The following is a 17,737-nucleotide window of genomic DNA, read 5'->3' as shown; positions in this document are numbered from 1 at the left end:
CGGCCGTGTCACGCCGACGTCAACGTCCACCCACGGTCAGTGCAGCAGGAGTCGCCAGAGTGAGCATTCTTGAAGGTTCGTCCATCCTCGTCACCGGTGGCACCGGATCTTTCGGCAAGGCGTTCATCACCCGACTGCTGGCCGATGTCGGCCCGAAGCGGGTGGTCATCTACTCACGCGACGAGCTCAAGCAGTGGGAAGCGCGTCAGTTGTTCGGCGACGACCCGCGGCTGCGCTGGTTCATCGGCGACGTGCGCGACCTGGACCGCCTCAAGCGCGCGATGCACCAGGTGGACTACGTGGTGCACGCCGCCGCGCTGAAGCAGGTCGACACGGGCGAGTACAACCCGTTCGAGTTCGTCAAGACCAACGTGCTCGGCAGCCAGAACGTCGTCGAGGCCGCCATCGACTCCGGTGTGCAGAAGGTCGTCGCGCTGTCGACGGACAAGGCCTCCAGCCCGATCAACCTCTACGGCGCGACGAAGCTGACCGCCGACAAGCTCTTCATCCTCGGCAACCACTACGCCGCGGCGTACCCCAGCCGGTTCGCCGTGGTGCGCTACGGCAACGTCACCGGCTCGCGCGGCTCGATCATCCCCAAGTTCCGCGCGCTGCACGCCGCGGGGGAGTCGCTGCCGATCACCGACCTGCGCTGTACGCGCTTCCTGATCACCCTGCCCGACGCTGTGCAGATGGTGCTCGACACCTTCGACATGATGCAGGGCGGCGAGCTGGTCGTGCCGCACATCCCCTCGCACATGGTGACCGACCTGGCGCAGGCCGTCGCGCCCGGCGCGAAGATGCACGACATCGGCCTGCGGCCCGGCGAGAAGCTGCACGAGGAGATGATCAGCCCGGAGGAGGGGCGCCGCGCGGTCATCGTGATGGACGGCAAGTACTACGTCCTCGAGCCCGAGCTCGGCACCTGGGGCTACCAGCCGATCAAGGACGCCGTCCGGGTGCCGGAAGGCTTCCACTGCTCCTCGGACAAGAACGACCTGTGGTACTCCGCCGAGGACATCCGCAAGGTGCTCGAGTCGGGTATTTAATGGTCGTCCCATATGGACGTCAGTCGATCGACGAGTCGGACATCGAGGCCGTCGCGCAGGTGCTGCGCGGTGACTGGCTGACCACCGGTCCGGCGGTCAGCCGGTTCGAGGACGACATCGCCCGCGTCGCCGGGGTGAGCGGATCCGCAGTGGCGGTCAGCTCGGGCACCGCGGCGCTGCATACGGCGTACGCCGGTCTCGGCATCGGCGCGGGCGACGAGGTCGTCACGACGCCGCTGACCTTCCTCGCGACCGCGACCTGCGCGATCTGGCAGGGCGCCGACGTGGTCTTCGCCGACGTGTCCGAGGACACCGGCAACCTCGACCCCGAGGCCGCGCAAGCGGCCGTGACCGGGCGTACCAAGGTGATCGCCGGCGTCGACTTCGGCGGACACCCCATCGACGCGCCGGCCCTGTCGAAGGTCGCGCACGACGCCGGCGCACTGCTGCTGCAGGACGCCGCGCACAGCATCGGCGGCGCGCTGGACGGCGTCGCGGTCGGCTCGATGGCCGACGTGACGACGTTCTCCTTCTTCCCGACCAAGAACCTCACCACGGCCGAGGGCGGTGCAGTGGTCGCACTCGACCAGGAGGTCACGGACCGCGCGCGCCGGTTCAAGGGCATCGGCATGGTGCGCGACGAGGCGGACCTGCGGCACGAGTCGCCCGGCGCCTGGTACTACGAGATCTCCGAGCTCGGCCTCAACTACCGATTGCCCGACGTGCTCGCCGCCCTCGGTTCCAACCAGCTGAAGCGGTTGCAGCAGTTCAAGACCCGTCGTCAGCAGATCGCCGACCGCTACAACGCGGGGCTCGCCGGGATCGAGGAACTGCGACTGCCCGGGCACCGCCCCGAGGCCGACCCGATGTGGCACCTCTACCCCCTGCGGATCCGGGACGGTCGTCGCCGCGAGCTGTTCGATCACCTGCGCTCCCAGGGCATCCTGGTCCAGGTCAACTACATTCCGGTGCATTGGCAGCCCTACTTCGCCGACCGCGGCTACCGTCGCGGCATGTGCCCGGTGGCCGAGACCTATTCCGAGCAGGAGCTCAGTCTGCCGATGTTCTCCGACCTGCGCGACGATGACGTCGACAAGGTCATCGACCTGATCGCCACCTTCTTCCGGGGTTGAGATGCACCACGCGAACCACTTCTACGGACACGCCCACATCCTGGCCCGGTACGCCGGGCTGGCCGAGGTGCCGCGCATCTGGGGCTACCTGCAGCACGGCTGGAACACCCACGACGGCTTCGCGGTGGGCACCTACTTCGCGCCCAATTTCCCCAAGTTCGTGTGGGCGGACTCGGTGGCCCGCCGTGCCTGGGCGACCGGGCTGCGCGACGTGGAAGTGGTCGGCTCGCCGTGGGCGTACCTGCTGAAATCCGAGGAACGCTACGGCGACACGCCCGAGCCGGAGCGCGAGGGCACCATCGTCTACCCGTTCCACGGCTGGGAGCAGCAGAACGTCATCGGCAGTCACGACTCCTACGTGCGTGACATCCGCCGGGTGGAGGGCGATGTGCCCATCACCATCTGTCTGTACTGGAACGAGTTCAAGGACGCCTCGGTGCGCCGGTCGTACGAGGATGCCGGGTTCCGGGTGATCAGCCACGGCTACCGCGGACACATGTGGAAGGGCACCGACGTGCACTTCCTGGACAAGCAGCTGGACGAGCTGCGCCGGCACAAGCGGGTCGTCAGCAACCGGCTCGGCAGCGCGCTCATCTACGGCGCGAGCGTGGGCGCGGACATCGGCATCTACGGCGATCCGATGATCCTGCAGGCCGAGCGCGCGGCGCTGGGCGGCCGGGAGAAGCAGATCCGTCTCTACCAGCAGCTGCATCAGCCCTTCGTACCCCGCGACTACGCGCAGCGGTTGGCCCGGTACGAGCTCGGTCAGGACGTCCTGCTCACCCCGCGCGAGCTGCGCTCGGTGCTCGGCTGGGAGGACGCGCGTCAGGCCGTCCCGGGGACGGCGCCGCTGGCGAGTCTGTCGATGATGGCCGGGTCGGGCATGAAGGGGCACGAGAAGCTTGCCCGGATCCCCACCGACGACCAGGTGATGGCCGATCCGGAGCCCGCACCGGGATCCCCGGCCGACGACACCGCCCTGATCTGAGGCGCCGCCGTCGGCCGGCGCTCAGCGCCGCGCCGACAGGCCCCGTATCGCCCGCTCGACCTTGGACATGATGCCGGGAGGAAGCGCCGAGAGCGCTGCACGGCGCCCGGACTTGACCACGGCGCGACCGGGCAGCGTGACGCCGCGGCCGATCTTGAAGCTGACGGACGCGCGAACGGACGCCAGGGTGTTCTCCAGTTCCCCGACCTGCACGTCGCGCTGCCGGACGGTGCTCTCCAGCCACACGACCTGACCCCCGCGGTCGAACAGCTCCGAGGACATCCGCCCCGTGAGATCCAGGCTCTCGCGGTACCCGCGGGAGGGTCCGGGCGTGGAGGAGAACTGGGACACTCCGGACTCCAAGTTGGTGGTGAACGACTGGTTCTCCGCCAGGGAGTCACCGCCGAAGACCGCCACCTGCAACTCCGCCTCGCGGGAGGCGATCTCGTTGGAGGTCCCCGACGACCATGGGAGGTCGGCCATGACGCAGAGCGTCTGGGCCAGGGCGTCCGGGCTGATGTCGGGCTTCCAGGGGTGCTCACCGCCGGACCGCAGGAGGCGTCGGGCGAAGACCCGCAGACCGCGCTGGACGCTGAGGTCGGCGGAGATGTGCTCGGCCCAGTACCAGCTGGGGTCGAAGACGTCGAAGTCCCCGTCGGCGCCCTGCATCACGTTGTCGGGCGTCGCGAAGAAACGCCGTCGGCCGGCCGTGCCCGACCACCGGTCCGCGTCGGTCAACCACTCGGCGTAGCCCTGCACGATCCGCCGGATCGTGGCGATGTTGCCGCCGGCGCACGCTTCGCGTAGCACGGCTTCCAGGATGCGACCGGTCGGGACCCTCTGGCCCACGATGGACAGGTCGCGCCCCACGCGGCGCTCGGTCATCTCGCTGGTGTTCTGGGGCGAGTGCACGCCGCGGGCCCAGCCGTCGGGCGTCGAGGACATCGTGCTGACGGCGGTCCACTCCGGCAGCGTGCCGTCCTCGCCGGCGATCACCGACGGCAGGACGGGTCCGCTGTCGATCGACGCCTCGCTGCGCTGCGCGACGATCAGCCACAGCGGGGCCAGGTCGAACGCCATCCCGGCATCGATCATGGTGCGCGAGAGCTGGTAGGGGTCGACCAGGGACGGACGTTCGGAGAAGTGGCGGCCCTCGGTCGCGTGGATCAAGGCGGAGAGGTGCCCGCCGACCAGCGGATCGTCGAGGACGTCGGTCGACGCGAGCAGCGAGGGCTCGGTCGGCGACGGGAAGACGCAGTACCGCGACGAGGCACGCAGGCCCGCCTGCTCCAGCAGGTCGCCGAGCTCACGCGGGTACGGACGGCGGACGTCGAAGCCCGGGGCACCGCGGTACCACTGGTCGTCCGCGTCGTACATGCTGCGCATCTCGAGCCGGAAGAGGTGGTCGAGGCCGAGCTGGTTGGAGATCGTCGCGATCAGCAACCCGTCCAGGTTCGTGAACCGTGCGCAGCGGGACAGCGCCTCGGCGTGCGACATGCCCTGGGAGTCCGGGGTCTGCAGCACCTCGGGACCGTCGAGGCACACGACGAGGTCGTACGCCGCGGACGGGTCGAAGAAGTCGAAGCCGCCGCAGTACACGTTGAGGTGGCTGCGCAGTCCGCTGAGCGCGGACAGGGCGCGGGCATCGGGGAGTCCGCGGACGAGCACGTCGACCTTGAGATGCGTCGGAAGGCCGGCGAGCAGCGACCCGGCCCGCGGGCCGAGGAGCAGCACCGAAGCCGCATCCTGCAGGCGTGCCACCCGCGACATGAGGTAGCCGACAGCGGTGAGCGTCGGCACGGCGGGCAGGTCGGCCCAGGCGAGCATGTCGCCGCCGATGAGCCGGCTGCCCGTGGACTCGTCGACTTGGTACGGCTGCAACTGCAGGTCCTTTGTTTCGATGGATCGCCGTCACCCTCCCGGTGACGCCGCGGCCAGCGGACAGCCTAGACGAGCATCCGGCGGACGCTCAGCCGCGGACCAGCCTGTCTGGATATGGTCACGGGATGCACCTGGTGGCGGACGGCTGACCGCCGTGCACCACGCCAACGTCTTCTACGGACACGCCGCCATCCTGGCCCGGTACTGCGGGCTGAGCACTCCGCCGTACATCTGGGGCTACCTGCAGCACGGCTGGAACACCCACGACGGCTTCGCGGTGGGCCACGAGTTCGTCCCGGGCTACCCCAAACTCGTGTGGTCGCACTCCGTCGCGCGCCGCGGGCGGTCCCTGGGAGTGCGCGACTATGTCGTCATCGGCTCGCCGTGGGCCTATCTGCTGAAGCTGCACGACCTGCAGGGCACGGTCCTCCCCGACGCGCGCGGCACGATCGTCTACCCGTTCCACGGCTGGGAGGAGCAGGACGTCGTGGGGGACCACGCGGCGTACGCCGCCGAGATCCGCCGCGTCGAGGGCGACGTGCCGCTGACCGCCTGCCTCTACTGGAGCGACCACGAGAAGCCCGCCGTGCGCCGGGTCTACGAGGAGGCGGGATTCCGGGTGATCACGCACGGGCGGCGCGGCCACATGTACGTCGGCGGCGATGCCGACTTCCTGGACCGCCAGCTGCTGGAGCTGCGCAATCACCGGCGTGCCGTCAGCAACCGGATGGGGTCGGCGCTGCTGTACGCCTCGTCGCTCGGGCTCTCTACCGGCGTGTACGGCGACCCGATGGTGCTCGCCGGCGATCACGCGGTGCTCGGCGGCGTGGAACGTCAGCGGCGGTTGTTCCCGACGCTGCACCAGGTGCAGGTCCCCGAGCACGCGGCGCGGGAGGTCGCCTGCGCCGAGCTCGGACTGGACCTGACGCTGCCGCCCGCGTTGCTCGCGCACGCGTTGTCATGGGATAAATTCGCCTGACATGGACTCCAGCAACCACTGGTACGGGCACGCGCACATCTTCGCGGCGTACTGCGGCCTCGACGGGACCAATCCGCCTCGCATCAACGGGATCCTGCAGCACGGGTGGACCTTCGTGCACGGCTTCGGGTACGGGCACAACCCGCCGAAGGGGTTCGCGCGGTTCGTGTGGTCGGACGTGTGCCGCCGCCGCGGCCAGGCCATCGGCTGGCGGGACTACGTCGTGACCGGCAGCCCGTTCCTCTACCTCGACGGCATGCTGCCTCCCGAGCCGGACGCACCCGAGCCGGAAGGCACCATCTGGTACCCGTTCCACGGCACGGCCGACTACGAGGGTGTGAGCGGCGACCACGACCGCCTCATCGCGGAGATCAAGGAGACCGAGCCCGGGCCGGTCACCATGTGCCTGTACTACGTGGAGTTCGAGCAGCCGCAGATCCGCGCCAAGTACGAGGACGCCGGTTTCCGGGTGATCTGCCACGGCAAGCGCGGCACCTTCTGGACCGGCGGCAACCACGACTTCCTGCACCGGCAGCTGCGTGAGCTGCGCCGGCACACGCGGGTGGCGTCCAACCGGCTCTCGACCGCCACGTTCTACGGCGCCGCTCTCGGGCTGGAGCCGGCGGTGTACGGCGACCCGATGGAGTTCATCGGGGTCAAGGACGGCTTCAACGGCGAGCAGCTGCTCGAGTGGACCTTCCACGACCTGCACGGCAAACACACCGACGTGGAGGTCGCCCGCCGGATCGCGGACCGCGAACTTGGCCGGGACGCGATGATGTCGCCGGAGGAGCTGCGCGAGGTGTTCGGGTGGCAGGACGAATGGGCCTTGACCGAGGCGATCGACCAGGAAGTTGTGACCGCATGACCACCACGGCGCTCCCCGCGGGCGGCACCAGCCGCCCGCACAACGTGCAGCTCGGCCCCGGGGCCATGCAGAACTGGTCCGACCTGGAGCACCACCCCGCCGGCGGGAGCGCCGCGCAGCGGGCTCTCGTGCAGGAGCTGGTGCAGCCCGGGCACCGGGTCGCCGTTGTCGGTCCGCACTCGCTGGACCTGATCACGGGGCTCGCGCCGCAGGTCTCCCACCTCAGCGTCATCACCCGTTCGATCCCCGACGCCGTCACCATCGGCAACGCGCTCCTGGAGCACGAGTCGGTCGAGGTGCAGTGCGCGAGCGCGGCGACCCTGCTGCAGCAGCCCGAGCCCTACGACCTGGTCGTGGCGCTGGACGACGTCACCCGCATCTGGTCGCCGGAGAGCGAGCCGATGACGTGGGCGCAGGTCTACGACGGGGTACGCCGTCTGGTGGCTCCCGGCGGCCGGCTGCTCCTCGGCGTCGAGAACGAGCTCGGCCTGCAGCGCATCACCAGCCTGCACTCCCGCTACACCAGCGACCACGACGAGGACTGGTCGGTGACCACGACCTTCGACGCGAGTCGCCCGCGGTCGCTGCAAGCCCTGACCGAGGTCGCGGCCGATCTGGGCTCGGTGCAGGTGCTGGGTGCGCTGCCCACCTGGCAGGAGCAGACCGTCCTCGTCAGCGGGATCGACCACCTCTCGCCGGAGCTGACCACCCTGCTCGGCGCGCTCACGCTGGGCTCACCGGCCTACCGCCGGGTCGGTGCCGATCCCAGCCGGATGACCCGGGCCGCCGTGCTGTCCGGGCGTCTGCCCCAGCTCTGCTCGGGCTGGGTGCTCATCGCCGGGCCGACCCCGGTGGACGCGTACGACGGCGCCTGCATCCTCGCGGACGACGCAGCCGGTCGGGTCGCGACGTACACCGATGCGGACGGTCGGGTGCTGCGCCGGGTGCCGGGCGCTCCCGACGCCGTCGTGCCGGTCAGTGCCCGCGCCGAATCGCTCTCGGGCGTGGCGCTCGACGCATGCGCGGCGCAGGACGTCGCTGGGCTGCGGGCACTCCTGGTGCGGTACCGGGGGTGGCTGGTCGGGCGCGCGACGGACGGTGTGCTGCCCCGCGATGTGGCGGACACCCGGGTCGACAACGTCGTGCTGGACGAGGACGGCTTCCAGGTGCTGGCCCCGGCCGAGGACGACCGCCCGGTCGACGACGCGACGTGGGCTGCGCTCGCCGATCTCGTGCTCGTCATCCGGGCGCGCGGTTCGCGGCACCCCTGGCCGGCGGCCACCGACGACACCACCATGCTGGCGACGCTGGGTGCGATGGTCGGGCTGCCCGCTGACGACGTACCCGAAGGTCTGTTGCCTGCCGCCGACGAACCGGCCGGTCTGCCCGCCCACGACGTCTCCGGTCTGCTGGCCGTGGTCGAGCGGCTCACCGAGACCAACCAGGCGCTGGCATCGCGCTCGCGCTGGTTCGAGGAGCGGCTCAACGTGCGCGAACGGGAGATGCGCGCACGTGCCGAGCGGCACCGTAAGGAGTTGGAGCTGGCGGTGAAACAGCAGCGCATCCTGCAGGATTCGGCCGAGGACCTGCGCCGCTCGATCACCTACCGCGCGGGTGCCGCGATCATCAACCCGATCCGCAAGTTCGGCGGCAACCTGCGTCCCTGACACGTCGCCGTCGTTTGGGCCCGCTCAGTCCCGAACGCAGCATCTACGGGCGTTCGCGCCGTCGTTTGGGCCCGCTCGGTCCCGAACGCAGCGCCTACGGGCGGTGGCGCCGTCGTTGTGGCCCGCTCGGTCCCGAACGCGGCACCTACGGGCGGTGTCGCCGTCGTTGTGGCCCGCTCGGTCCCGAACGCAACATGTATGGGTCGAGGCCGTCTGAAATCTGCACGCGGGACCGCAACCGAACCACGTACGGGCGGTGGCGCGGTCGTTTTGGCCCGCTCAGTCCCGAACGCAGCACGTACGGGCGGTGGCGACCTTGTTGTGGCCCGCTCAGTCCCGAACGCAGCGCTGGCCGTGCTTGCGCCTCGCCAGGGTCAGCGCATCCGGCGGTACGCGCGGATCGCGCCGTCGGCCCGCTTGAGGGCGACCCGGGCCAGCTTCTTGGGATCGCGCAGGTCGGCGACCTGACTGGCGCGTCGGGCCAGCTGGTAGGTGCGTCCGGACTTGAGAGCCGCGGTTGCCGCGACGGCCGCCTCGCGGCCCTCAATCTCGGTCAACAGGTCCCGGCGCAGACCCCGGATCCGCGCCTCGCGCAGCTGCAGGGCGGTGTCGCGATCGGCGAGGACGCGTGTCGTGGTGTCCAATTCGGCGCGCAGCGACTCCACCAGGTCGTGTTCGCGCCGCGCGCGGTCCAGCGCCGAGCGCAGATCGTCCGGCAACGCGGGCAGCGGCGGAGCCTGCGCGTCGACGACCGGCTCCAGGACACCCGACATCCCGAGCCACAGCTGGACCAGCTGCTCGGTGGACATGGTCGCGGGCCAGGGGTGCTCGTACGCCGACTCCTGCAACCGGTGCGCGAAGCGTCGCCAGGCCCGGTCGAGCAGCACGGGCGACGACGCGGACGCGCCGTGCTCCGGCCGGTCGCCCAGGCCCAACCCGGGTGCGAAGCCGTCGTCGACGGGATGGATGTCGTCGAAGTCCACCGGGCCTCCGGCGAACGACGCCGCGGACTCCCGCATCCACGATCCCAGTCGCGCGGCCAGCGACCTGAACTCCTCGGTCTGGGCGAGCGCCACGTGTCGCAGCAACAGGTGCTCCACGGTCGGCGACGTCGGAAGGGTCACCGGAAGCGCACGCCTGCTGCTCCCGCCGGTGACGAGACCGTCGGTCGACGAGTCGAGCCAGATGGCGTCGTCCCCGTCGCGCAGGTACGCCGACCTGCCGCGTCCTCCAGCGACCGCGATCCAGCCGGCCGCCGCGCTGGGCAGCGAGCCCGCGAGGGACAAGCGCTGCACCAGGGCTGCGGGCGGCAGGACCCGCGGACCGGCGGTGCGCTCCAGCGCCCGCTGTGCCACCGAGGTGGTGACGGTGCCCGGGCCGCCGTCGGCCAACGCACGGACCGAGACCAGGGTCCGCAGGTCGCGCGGGTCCCCGAAACCGCAGTGCACGCTGGTGATCGGGAATCCCTCGGCCGCGAGCGCGGCCTCCAGGTCGCCGACGGCGGCAGGGCGGGAAGCATCCTGCCCGGCCGGCGCCAGCTCACGTTCGGCCGCGTCCGGCGCGGCCGGCACGGCCAGCAGTTCGTCGAGCCGTGCGGGGTTGCGTGCGCCGACCACGAGCGTGCCACCGGGCCGCAACTGGCCGCACAGCAGGTGCAGCGCCTCGGCCCAGCTGGTGGCCGCGCCGGCGAGGTCGCCGCTGCGGTCCAGCCCGTCCACCGCCACGACCGCGTCGTACGACGCGTGGTCGCCGACCGCGAACGCCGCGAGCGAACCCGCCACGACGCGCACTTGAGCCGGCGCCTCGGCGGCGATCCGGTCCGCGTCGTCGTGGGAGCGGACCAGCACCGTGACGGACCGACCCAGTGTCCACAGCACGGGAAGAAGAGCAGGATCGGTCGCGCCGACCACGAGGAGCGAATCGGACTGCGGGAGAACGTCGCTCAACAGATCGAGGAGGACCGGCCCGGCGATGACCGGGTGGTCGTGCACGGCGCGCAGAGCGCCTTCGATGACATCAGTCATGGCGGTTCCAATCCAGGAGGGTGCGCAGTTCATCGGGCGGCACCACGTGCGCGATACCCAGCTCTCGGTCGGCGTACTCCCGCCAGCCGGTCTCGTCCAGCGCCGCCAGGCGTCGTCCCAGATCTGTCAGGACGGGGTCCTGCTCACCGACGGCCGGCCCCTCGAGGGCGACCGGGAGGCGGGTCGCCGCGGCGAAGAGCAGCTCCGCGCGGGGCGCGTTCGCCGCAACGCGCTTGTGGCGGGCGAAGAGGTCGCGCAACCGCACCAGACGGCGCGGTTCGTCGGTGCCCGGGTCGTCCTGCGTGCGGCCGAGCGGGACGACCTCGTGGCCGAGATCGGTGTAGGCAGCGCGCAGCGCCGGGACCGCCTCGTCGGCGGGCGACAAGCCCACGGTCACGGAACCGCAGGTGCGCCGCAGGTGGGTCGCGAGCCTGCGGGCCAGGTGCTGACCCTGGATCCCGTGGCTGGGCAGGAACAAGGTGCCGCGCGGCACGACCGGTGCGGGCGGCTCCTCCTCCCGCAGCGTGAGCTCCTCCTCGCTGCGGAACGCATCACGATCCAGCGTCTGCAGATAGGCCCACGGGGCGCCGAGAGCGAAACCCGATGACCGTCCGCTCGCCAGGCGACGCCGACGTGCCACGTCGCTCCAGACGAACACCGGCAGGCTGTCCTGCGCATCCGCCGGCCGCTCCCAACGCGTCGTGAGGTCCCACTCCGGCTGCAGCCGTCCTCGGATGCTCGGCGGGCTCCACGGGTCGAGGCGCTCGTGGTCGGGGTTGACGTAGACCGCGAGGATCTGCGCGTGGCCGAAGCGGTGGTTGTCCGGATGCATCAGCGCACCTGAGCCCGCACGGTCTCGGCGCTGGTGGTGAGGATGAGCAGCCGCCCGCCCACCTCCAGCTCGTGAGGAAGCCCGCCGGCCGCCCCGGGCTGACACGCTACGGGGAAGTCACCGCCCTCGATGTGCGCGAACAACGTCCAGTCGGCTGCGGGGGCCCCGGGGACGACCGGCTCGTCCACGAGCGGGATCAGGAGCGCCGATCCCGCGGTTGCGGTGAATTCTCCTGCTGCGACGTCGTATTCACATGGGACCTCGACGAAGTCGTCGCTGCCGGGCAGATACCTGCGCCACGCCATCCCGCTCACCGCTATGCCCTGCCAGACGACGCCGTGCACCACGACGTCGCCTTCGTCGTGCTGCACCAGGTACGCGGACGGACGGGCCGGGCCGTGGGTCAGGCGCATCAGCCCGAACGGCGTGCGCGTGAGACTCACGAGCTCATCGGCCACCTCGACGGCCACGTTGCGCCGGTGCTCCGGCCACGACAGCGGCACCGGGCCGATGTCGGTGATGAGCTCCACCGAGCGCACGGATGTCTGGGTGAACGGATCGTCGGCGTGGTCGCCCTCGAGTACCTGAGCGGCAGGGACCCGCACCTCGAAACGGGTGCTGCCGCGCTGCTGGTGCAGCACCGCAGGGAAGGTCGCCGGCGGCAGAGGTCGGGCCCTGCCGATCTCCAGGGTGGCAAGGGTGGACCGGTCGGGGATGGACCCCTCGATGACCAGATCGGTGCCGTCGGCGCGTACGTCGGTGACGATCGTCGGTGCGTAGACGCGGAAGACCGCGAGCACCCCGCCCTGGGACGCCGCCGGCTGCAGCAGTGCGTCGCCGCCCAGCCGACGCGACGGCGCGTAGCGCGGGCTGCCGTCGTAGAGCCCCTTCAGCATGCCGATGCGGTGGATGCCGCCGTTGGTCAGGTCGACCTCGAACCGCAGCGGCCAGACCATGTCCGAGCGCTGCGCCAGCCGGGTCACGTCGACCCGGGTCTCGAACCCGACGTCGCTGACCCCGCCGCGCAGGTTCCTGGTACGCCGCCTCGTCACCTTCAGGGGGTACCGGTTCAGACCGCACACCGCGCTCACGCCCAGCTCGTAGTCGGGCGCGTCGGGGAAGTGCTCGAGCTCGACGCGGCCCTGGATGACCAGGTCGTCACCGTCCCAGCGCAGGTGCGTGACGGCCGTGGACAGCTTGAGGGCGGTCAGGGGATAGGAGTAGGTGCGCTCCGGGGCGGTGGACCGGTCGTGACCCGGGTACGCCGCGGCGTACCGCCAGGGCCTGCGCAACGATCGGCGCAGCGACACCCCGCCGACCAGTCCACCGTCGTCGCGGAAGCGGGCGAGCTCGCGCAGCAGCGGCACGTCGGAGGCCCGCAGCGCGTGGTACTGGATCTGGTCGAGCCGCGGGCGGGCGGCGGCGTCGAACCTCAATCGCGAGGTCAGCCGGTGGCCGAGCTGCAGCAACGCCTCGACGTCCTCGTCGGGCACCACGGCGAACGCGGCGCACAGCGCGGCCAGGTCGATGCCCGCGAGATACCAGTGCAGGTTCTCCCGGATCTCGGGCGTGCCCTTGCGGTCGGCCAGGTCGAGCACCATCTCGGCCGAGATCACCCGGTCCAGCAGGTTGTCGTACCGGAAGACCTGTTGGGTGATGGAGTCGCCGGATTCCCTTTCGCGCCAGTAGTACCCGTGAGCGGAGATGATGTCGACGGTGACGGCGTCCAGGTGCGCGCCGAGCGTCACGGGGTAGTCCTCGTAGCGGATCGGCGGGAACTCGTAGCCGTAGTCGTCCCAGAAGCTGCGCCGGTAGACCTTGTTCCACACCATCCGGTCGCCCACCAGCCCGGGGCGCTCGAAGATGTCTGTGCCCGCGACGGTGTCGCGGCAGATGCCACCGTGGGTCCAGCTCTGCCGCACTCCGGAGGTGCGGCTGAACCGACGCGCGTTGCTGAGCGCGAACGATGACCCGCTGCGCTCCAGGGAGGACACCATCAGCTCGAAGCTGGAGCGGCTCACCAGGTCGTCGCTGTCGATGAACGTCAGATAGCGCCCCGTGGCGTTCCGGGTGCCGGTGTTGCGCGCGGGTCCGAGCCCGGCGTTCTCCTGGGTGACGATCCGGAACCGCTCGTCGCGGTCCGCGTACTCCCGTGCCACCTCGACGCTGGCGTCGGGGGAGCCGTCGTCGACGAGGATGACCTCGACGTCGCGCAGTCGCTGCACCCGGATGGACTCCAGGCAGGGCGCGATGTAGTTCTCGACGCCGTAGTAGGGGACGACGACCGAGAGGAGCGGACCGGACACCGGCGGTTAGATCAGATCCAGGGACAGCGCCGTGCCACGGGCGACGTCATGGGCGAAGGTCCGCCCTACGACGTTCTGGAAGTCGTCCGGCGGGAGGCCGTTGGCGGGGCGGATGGACCGCACGTTGTCCGCCGTCACGGTGTCGCCGGCCTTGACGTCCTGCACCACGTAGAGGGAACGCCGGAAGCGCAGCCCCTCCTTCTCCTGCTGGCGGGCGCCGATGCGGGGTCGTCCCAGGCACTTCCAGGCGATCTCGGTCTGGCTGACCAGGGCCGCGAGCTCGTCGGGCTCGGAGGAGAACGCCGAGTCGACGCCGCCGCCCTCGCGCGAGAGCGTCACGTGCTTCTCCACGACGACCGCACCGAGCGCCACGGCCGCGATCGGCGCGCCGATGCCGATGGTGTGGTCGGAGTAGCCGATGAGGGTGCCGAACGCGTCGCGCATCACCGGGATCCCGCGCAGGTTGGACTCCGCGGGGTCCGCTGGATAGTTGGCGGTGCAGGCGAGCACGACGATCTGGTCGTTGCCCGTGCTGCGGGCGGCCTCCACGGCGGCGTAGATCTCGCCGACCGACGCCATGCCGGTGGAGATGATGATCGGCTTGCCCTTGCTGGCGGCCAGCCGGATCAGCGGTAGGTCCACGATCTCCGAGCTCGCGATCTTGTACGCCGGGGTGTCCAGCGACTCGAGCAGGTCGATGGCCGTGGGGTCGAAGGGGGAGGAGAAGACGGTCAGGCCGTGCTTGCGCGCCTCGGCGAAGATCGGCTCGTGCCACTCGAAGGGGGTGTGGGCCTCGACGTACAGATCCCACAGGGTGCGTCCGCCCCACAGTTCGTGGCCCTGGGACAGCCGGAAGTCGGGGGCATCGGACTGGATGGTGATGGTCTCGGGCTTGTAGGTCTGCAGCTTGAGGGCGTGCGCACCGGACGCTGCGACCATCCGGACGATGTCCAGGGCCTTGTCCAGGGAACCGTCGTGGTTGCCGGACATCTCGGCGATGATGAACGGCGGCTGGTCGGGGCCGATGTCGTGGTTGCCGATCCGGATGTTCGAAGTGGTCGGGCTGTCACTTGCTGATGTCATGGGGCTGCCTCCTGCGTCGGATGGTGTGCACGAGCACGCGTTCGCCATCGATGGTGTGCTCGGTCGCCGAGATCTCCTCGAACCCGTTGCGGGTGTTCATCCGTCGGACCGCCTCGTTGGCGTCCAGCACCTCGCCGTCGAGCTGGTCCAGGCCCAACTCGCCGAACGCGTACCGCACCGCCTCACGCTGGATCTGGATCCAGGCCGGGAGCAATTCGCCGCGCGCGTCGAGCCCGTCGTTGTCCAGGTAGTACCCCCATGCGGCCCGGCGTTCGTCGGGGCCGTCCTCAAGGTCGAAGAAGGTGACGACGCCGGAAGGGGTGTCGCCGCGCTCGTACACGAGCACGATGCGCGTCGGATCGTCCTGCAGTGCGGCCCAGTAGCGGTCGTGCTCCTCGGGGGAGATGACACCTCGTGTGAGCGACACGGCACGCACCGCGGGGTGGTTGCGCCAGGCGCGCACGGACTCCTTGTCCACCTCGGTGGCAGGGCGCAGCATCGAGCCTCCGGCAGGGCTGGTCAGGGACGGATCACGGGTGGCGGACGGATGTCTAGACTACATCGCCATGACCACCCTTCCCCGTGACCAGGTCCGCAGCATGATGGGCGAGGTCCTCGCCGCGCAGGGCAAGGAACTTCCCGCCGAGGACGCCGCGCTGCTGGAGACCATCGGCTTCCGCTCCCTCGACTTCTCCGAGCTCGCGCTGCGTGTCGAGGACGAGCTGGACGAGGAGCTGAACTTCGATGCTCCCGGCCTGCGTTCGATCGAGACGGTGGGGGACGTACTGACATTCATCGACCAGTTGCAGCAGGCGTGAGCGACCGGCTGCCTGCCGGCGCGGACAACCGCGTCGTCTCCCGCGGGTACGTCGGCCGGTGGCGTGACATCGAGGCGGCGCCCGACGTGCCGGACGCTGCGGCGTACCTCGTCCGCGACAACGCGCAGGCGGCCCGTGCCGTGTGGCAGCACGTCCTGGAGGCCGACCGCCGCGAGACGCTCGTCGCGGCACAGTCGCGCATCGGCGCCGAGCAGGAGCAGGGCTTCCGCGAGTCCGGGCTGGCCGTCGTACGGCCGCCGGACATCGAGCCCGCGGTCACCGAGCGACCCGCCGATCCCGGTCGCATCTGGCTGCTGACGAGCGGCTCGACCGGGCGTCCGAAGCAGGTCGCACACACCCTCGACTCCCTCACCACGGTGGGCACCGACCAGCCGGCGCGCACCTGGCTGTGCCCCTACGCCACCGGCGCCTACGCCTGGTGGCAGGTGGTCACCCTCTCGATCCAGGTGCCCGGACAGGACGTCGTCTTCGTCGAACCCGACCAGATCGACGGGTGGCCGGCGCTAGCCGCCGAACACGGTGTCACCGCCGCGTCCGGCACGCCGACCTTCTGGCGGCAGGCCATCTTCCGCGCGGTCGACACCCTTTCCACGGTGCCGTTGCAACAGGTCACCCTCGGCGGCGAACCCGTCGACCAGGCGATCCTCGACCGGTTGCACGAGGTCTACCCGGACGCGCGCATCTCGTGGATCTACGCCTCCTCCGAAGCGGGCGCCGCGATCGCGGTGCATGACGGCAAGGCCGGGTTCCCGGCCGCATGGCTGGACCGCGAGACCCCGGGACGGCCCCGGCTGAGCGTGCAGGACGGTGAACTGATCATCGCCTCGGCCAAGGCCGCCGAGGGGATGGACGCCCAGATCCACACCGGCGACCGCGCCGAGATCGTGGACGACCGGGTGCTGATCACCGGACGGATCGCGTCCGACGAGATCAACGTCGGCGGCTCCAAGGCGTCCGCATCGGGCGTACGCGCCGTGCTGCTCTCCCACCCGGGCGTCGCCTGGGCCGCCGTGAAGGGACGCCGCGCGCCCCTGGTGGGCAACGTCGTGACCGCGCAGGTCGTGCTCTCCGGCAGCGGCGACCTTGTGACCGAGGCCCAGTTGTTGCAGTGGTGCGCCGCGCGGCTGCCGGACTACTCCGTGCCGCGCCGGTTGCGCGTGCTGCCCGAGATCCCCATCAAGGAGTCCCTGAAATCTGATGTCTGATCACCCCACGAAGTTCTCCGCTCCGCTCCGATACTTCGCGGGGACCCCGATCCTTGTGAAGGAGATTGCGAACTTCCATGTCTGAGAGTTCAACTGCCATTCCGCGCGCCAGCTGTGTCCTGGTGTCCGGCGGTTCCCGCGGGCTCGGGCTCGCGCTCGTGCAGGACGCGCTCGACGCCGGCGCGAAAGTCGCGACGTTCGCGCGCACCATCACTCCCGAGCTGGAGAAGCTCGCCGCGGACCGGCCGGACGACGTGCACATCGGGTCGGTCGACATCACCGACGAGAAGGCGGTGCGCACCTTCATCAAGGAGGCCGCCGCGCACCTCGGCCCGATCGACGCGTTGGTGAACAACGCTGCGATCGGCCAGGACTCGCTGCACGTGCACACCTCGCCCGAGCGCATCGCGGCCATCGTCGCGACCAACCTCACGGCCCCGCTGCTGGTGGTTCGCGCCTTCCTGCGGCACGCGATGGCCAAGTCCGGACGCGGCCGCATCGTGATGGTGACCTCGGTCTGCGCACAGCGCGGCTACTCCGGTCTGGTGACCTACTCCGCCACCAAGGGCGGCCTCGACTCGGCGATGCGCACCCTGGCGCGGGAAATGCACGGCCGCTTCCTGGTCAACTCCGTGGCACCGGGATTCTTCGCCTCCGAGATGTCCTCCGTGCTCGGCACCGAGCAGTTGTCGACGATCACCCGGCGCACGCCGACCGGCCGCCTGGTCGAACCCGAGAACATCGCGCCGGTCGTGCGCTCGCTGCTCTTCGACGACACCAACATCAACGGCCAGGTCCTGACCATCGACGGCGGCGGCAGCATCTGAGTCCGCTCGACCCGGCGGCCTACGTTGCGGCGTATGCCGATCCGGCGCACCTGCAG

The 17,737-nt window shown here is 70.5% G+C and carries 15 protein-coding genes; 9 read left to right on the top strand and 6 right to left on the bottom strand.

Features of this window, described 5'->3' with window-relative positions; translation table 11 throughout:
* The first annotated feature begins 59 nt into the window (after positions 1-59).
* Genes pseB through J4030_RS10915 form a run of 3 tightly spaced genes read left to right on the top strand, consistent with a single transcriptional unit; the run spans position 60 to position 3,170 of the window.
* Positions 60-1,049, top strand: coding sequence for a UDP-N-acetylglucosamine 4,6-dehydratase (inverting) (gene pseB / locus J4030_RS10925; protein WP_208049255.1), 990 nt, complete (start codon positions 60-62; stop codon positions 1,047-1,049).
* Complete coding sequence (locus J4030_RS10920) at positions 1,049-2,182, top strand: DegT/DnrJ/EryC1/StrS aminotransferase family protein (RefSeq protein ID WP_208049254.1); 1,134 nt, start codon at positions 1,049-1,051, stop codon at positions 2,180-2,182. Before pseB ends, J4030_RS10920 begins: the two co-directional genes overlap by 1 nt.
* 1 nt (position 2,183) lies before the next feature.
* Entirely contained in the window at positions 2,184-3,170 is a 987-nt protein-coding gene (locus J4030_RS10915) for a hypothetical protein (RefSeq protein WP_208049253.1), read from the top strand.
* A gap of 21 nt (positions 3,171-3,191) precedes the next feature.
* Here the strand turns inward: J4030_RS10915 and J4030_RS10910 are convergent, their stop codons facing one another.
* Positions 3,192-5,051 (bottom strand): hypothetical protein, encoded by a 1,860-nt coding sequence (locus J4030_RS10910; protein WP_208049252.1) that lies wholly within the window; start codon positions 5,049-5,051, stop codon positions 3,192-3,194.
* Between the two features lie 154 nt (positions 5,052-5,205).
* Here J4030_RS10910 and J4030_RS10905 point away from each other — a divergent pair, with 154 nt between their 5' ends.
* The 3 genes from J4030_RS10905 to J4030_RS10895 are packed head-to-tail and all read left to right on the top strand — an operon-like array spanning position 5,206 to position 8,565.
* Positions 5,206-6,030, top strand: a complete 825-nt coding sequence (locus J4030_RS10905) for a hypothetical protein (RefSeq protein WP_208049251.1) — start codon at positions 5,206-5,208, stop codon at positions 6,028-6,030.
* Position 6,031: 1 nt separating this feature from the next.
* The gene (locus J4030_RS10900; protein WP_208049250.1) at positions 6,032-6,898 is read left to right on the top strand and encodes a hypothetical protein; all 867 of its coding nucleotides are present in this window, start codon (positions 6,032-6,034) and stop codon (positions 6,896-6,898) included.
* Positions 6,895-8,565: a hypothetical protein gene (locus tag J4030_RS10895; RefSeq protein ID WP_208049249.1), complete on the top strand. Its 1,671-nt coding sequence runs from the start codon at positions 6,895-6,897 to the stop codon at positions 8,563-8,565. The genes J4030_RS10900 and J4030_RS10895 overlap by 4 nt, the downstream gene beginning before the upstream one ends.
* Positions 8,566-8,939: 374 nt before the next feature.
* On the opposite strand, the gene J4030_RS10890 is transcribed toward J4030_RS10895, so the two are convergent.
* The 5 genes from J4030_RS10890 to J4030_RS10870 are packed head-to-tail and all read right to left on the bottom strand — an operon-like array spanning position 8,940 to position 15,309.
* A complete protein-coding gene (locus J4030_RS10890; RefSeq protein ID WP_208049248.1) occupies positions 8,940-10,589 on the bottom strand; it encodes a hypothetical protein in 1,650 nt (549 codons plus the stop codon).
* Entirely contained in the window at positions 10,582-11,421 is an 840-nt protein-coding gene (locus tag J4030_RS10885) for a hypothetical protein (RefSeq protein WP_208049247.1), read from the bottom strand. Before J4030_RS10885 ends, J4030_RS10890 begins: the two co-directional genes overlap by 8 nt.
* Entirely contained in the window at positions 11,421-13,727 is a 2,307-nt protein-coding gene (locus J4030_RS10880; protein ID WP_208049246.1) for a glycosyltransferase, read from the bottom strand. The genes J4030_RS10885 and J4030_RS10880 overlap by 1 nt, the downstream gene beginning before the upstream one ends.
* Positions 13,728-13,733: 6 nt before the next feature.
* A complete protein-coding gene (gene pseI / locus J4030_RS10875; protein WP_208049245.1) occupies positions 13,734-14,810 on the bottom strand; it encodes a pseudaminic acid synthase in 1,077 nt (358 codons plus the stop codon).
* Positions 14,794-15,309 (bottom strand): GNAT family N-acetyltransferase, encoded by a 516-nt coding sequence (locus J4030_RS10870; protein ID WP_208049244.1) that lies wholly within the window; start codon positions 15,307-15,309, stop codon positions 14,794-14,796. The genes pseI and J4030_RS10870 overlap by 17 nt, the downstream gene beginning before the upstream one ends.
* A gap of 67 nt (positions 15,310-15,376) precedes the next feature.
* Here J4030_RS10870 and J4030_RS10865 point away from each other — a divergent pair, with 67 nt between their 5' ends.
* The 3 genes from J4030_RS10865 to J4030_RS10855 all read left to right on the top strand — a co-directional run bounded on the left by J4030_RS10865 (position 15,377) and on the right by J4030_RS10855 (position 17,681).
* Complete coding sequence (locus J4030_RS10865; RefSeq protein ID WP_208049243.1) at positions 15,377-15,628, top strand: acyl carrier protein; 252 nt, start codon at positions 15,377-15,379, stop codon at positions 15,626-15,628.
* The gene (locus J4030_RS10860) at positions 15,625-16,854 is read left to right on the top strand and encodes an AMP-binding protein (RefSeq protein ID WP_208049242.1); all 1,230 of its coding nucleotides are present in this window, start codon (positions 15,625-15,627) and stop codon (positions 16,852-16,854) included. The genes J4030_RS10865 and J4030_RS10860 overlap by 4 nt, the downstream gene beginning before the upstream one ends.
* A 77-nt stretch (positions 16,855-16,931) precedes the next feature.
* The gene (locus J4030_RS10855) at positions 16,932-17,681 is read left to right on the top strand and encodes an SDR family NAD(P)-dependent oxidoreductase (protein ID WP_208049241.1); all 750 of its coding nucleotides are present in this window, start codon (positions 16,932-16,934) and stop codon (positions 17,679-17,681) included.
* Positions 17,682-17,737 lie beyond the last annotated feature (56 nt).

The sequence above is a fragment of the Allobranchiibius sp. CTAmp26 genome, assembly GCF_017565405.1.
GTDB lineage: Bacteria > Actinomycetota > Actinomycetes > Actinomycetales > Dermatophilaceae > Allobranchiibius.
Note: the sequence above shows the minus strand (reverse complement) of the source record. Positions and strands in the feature narration are given on the sequence as shown.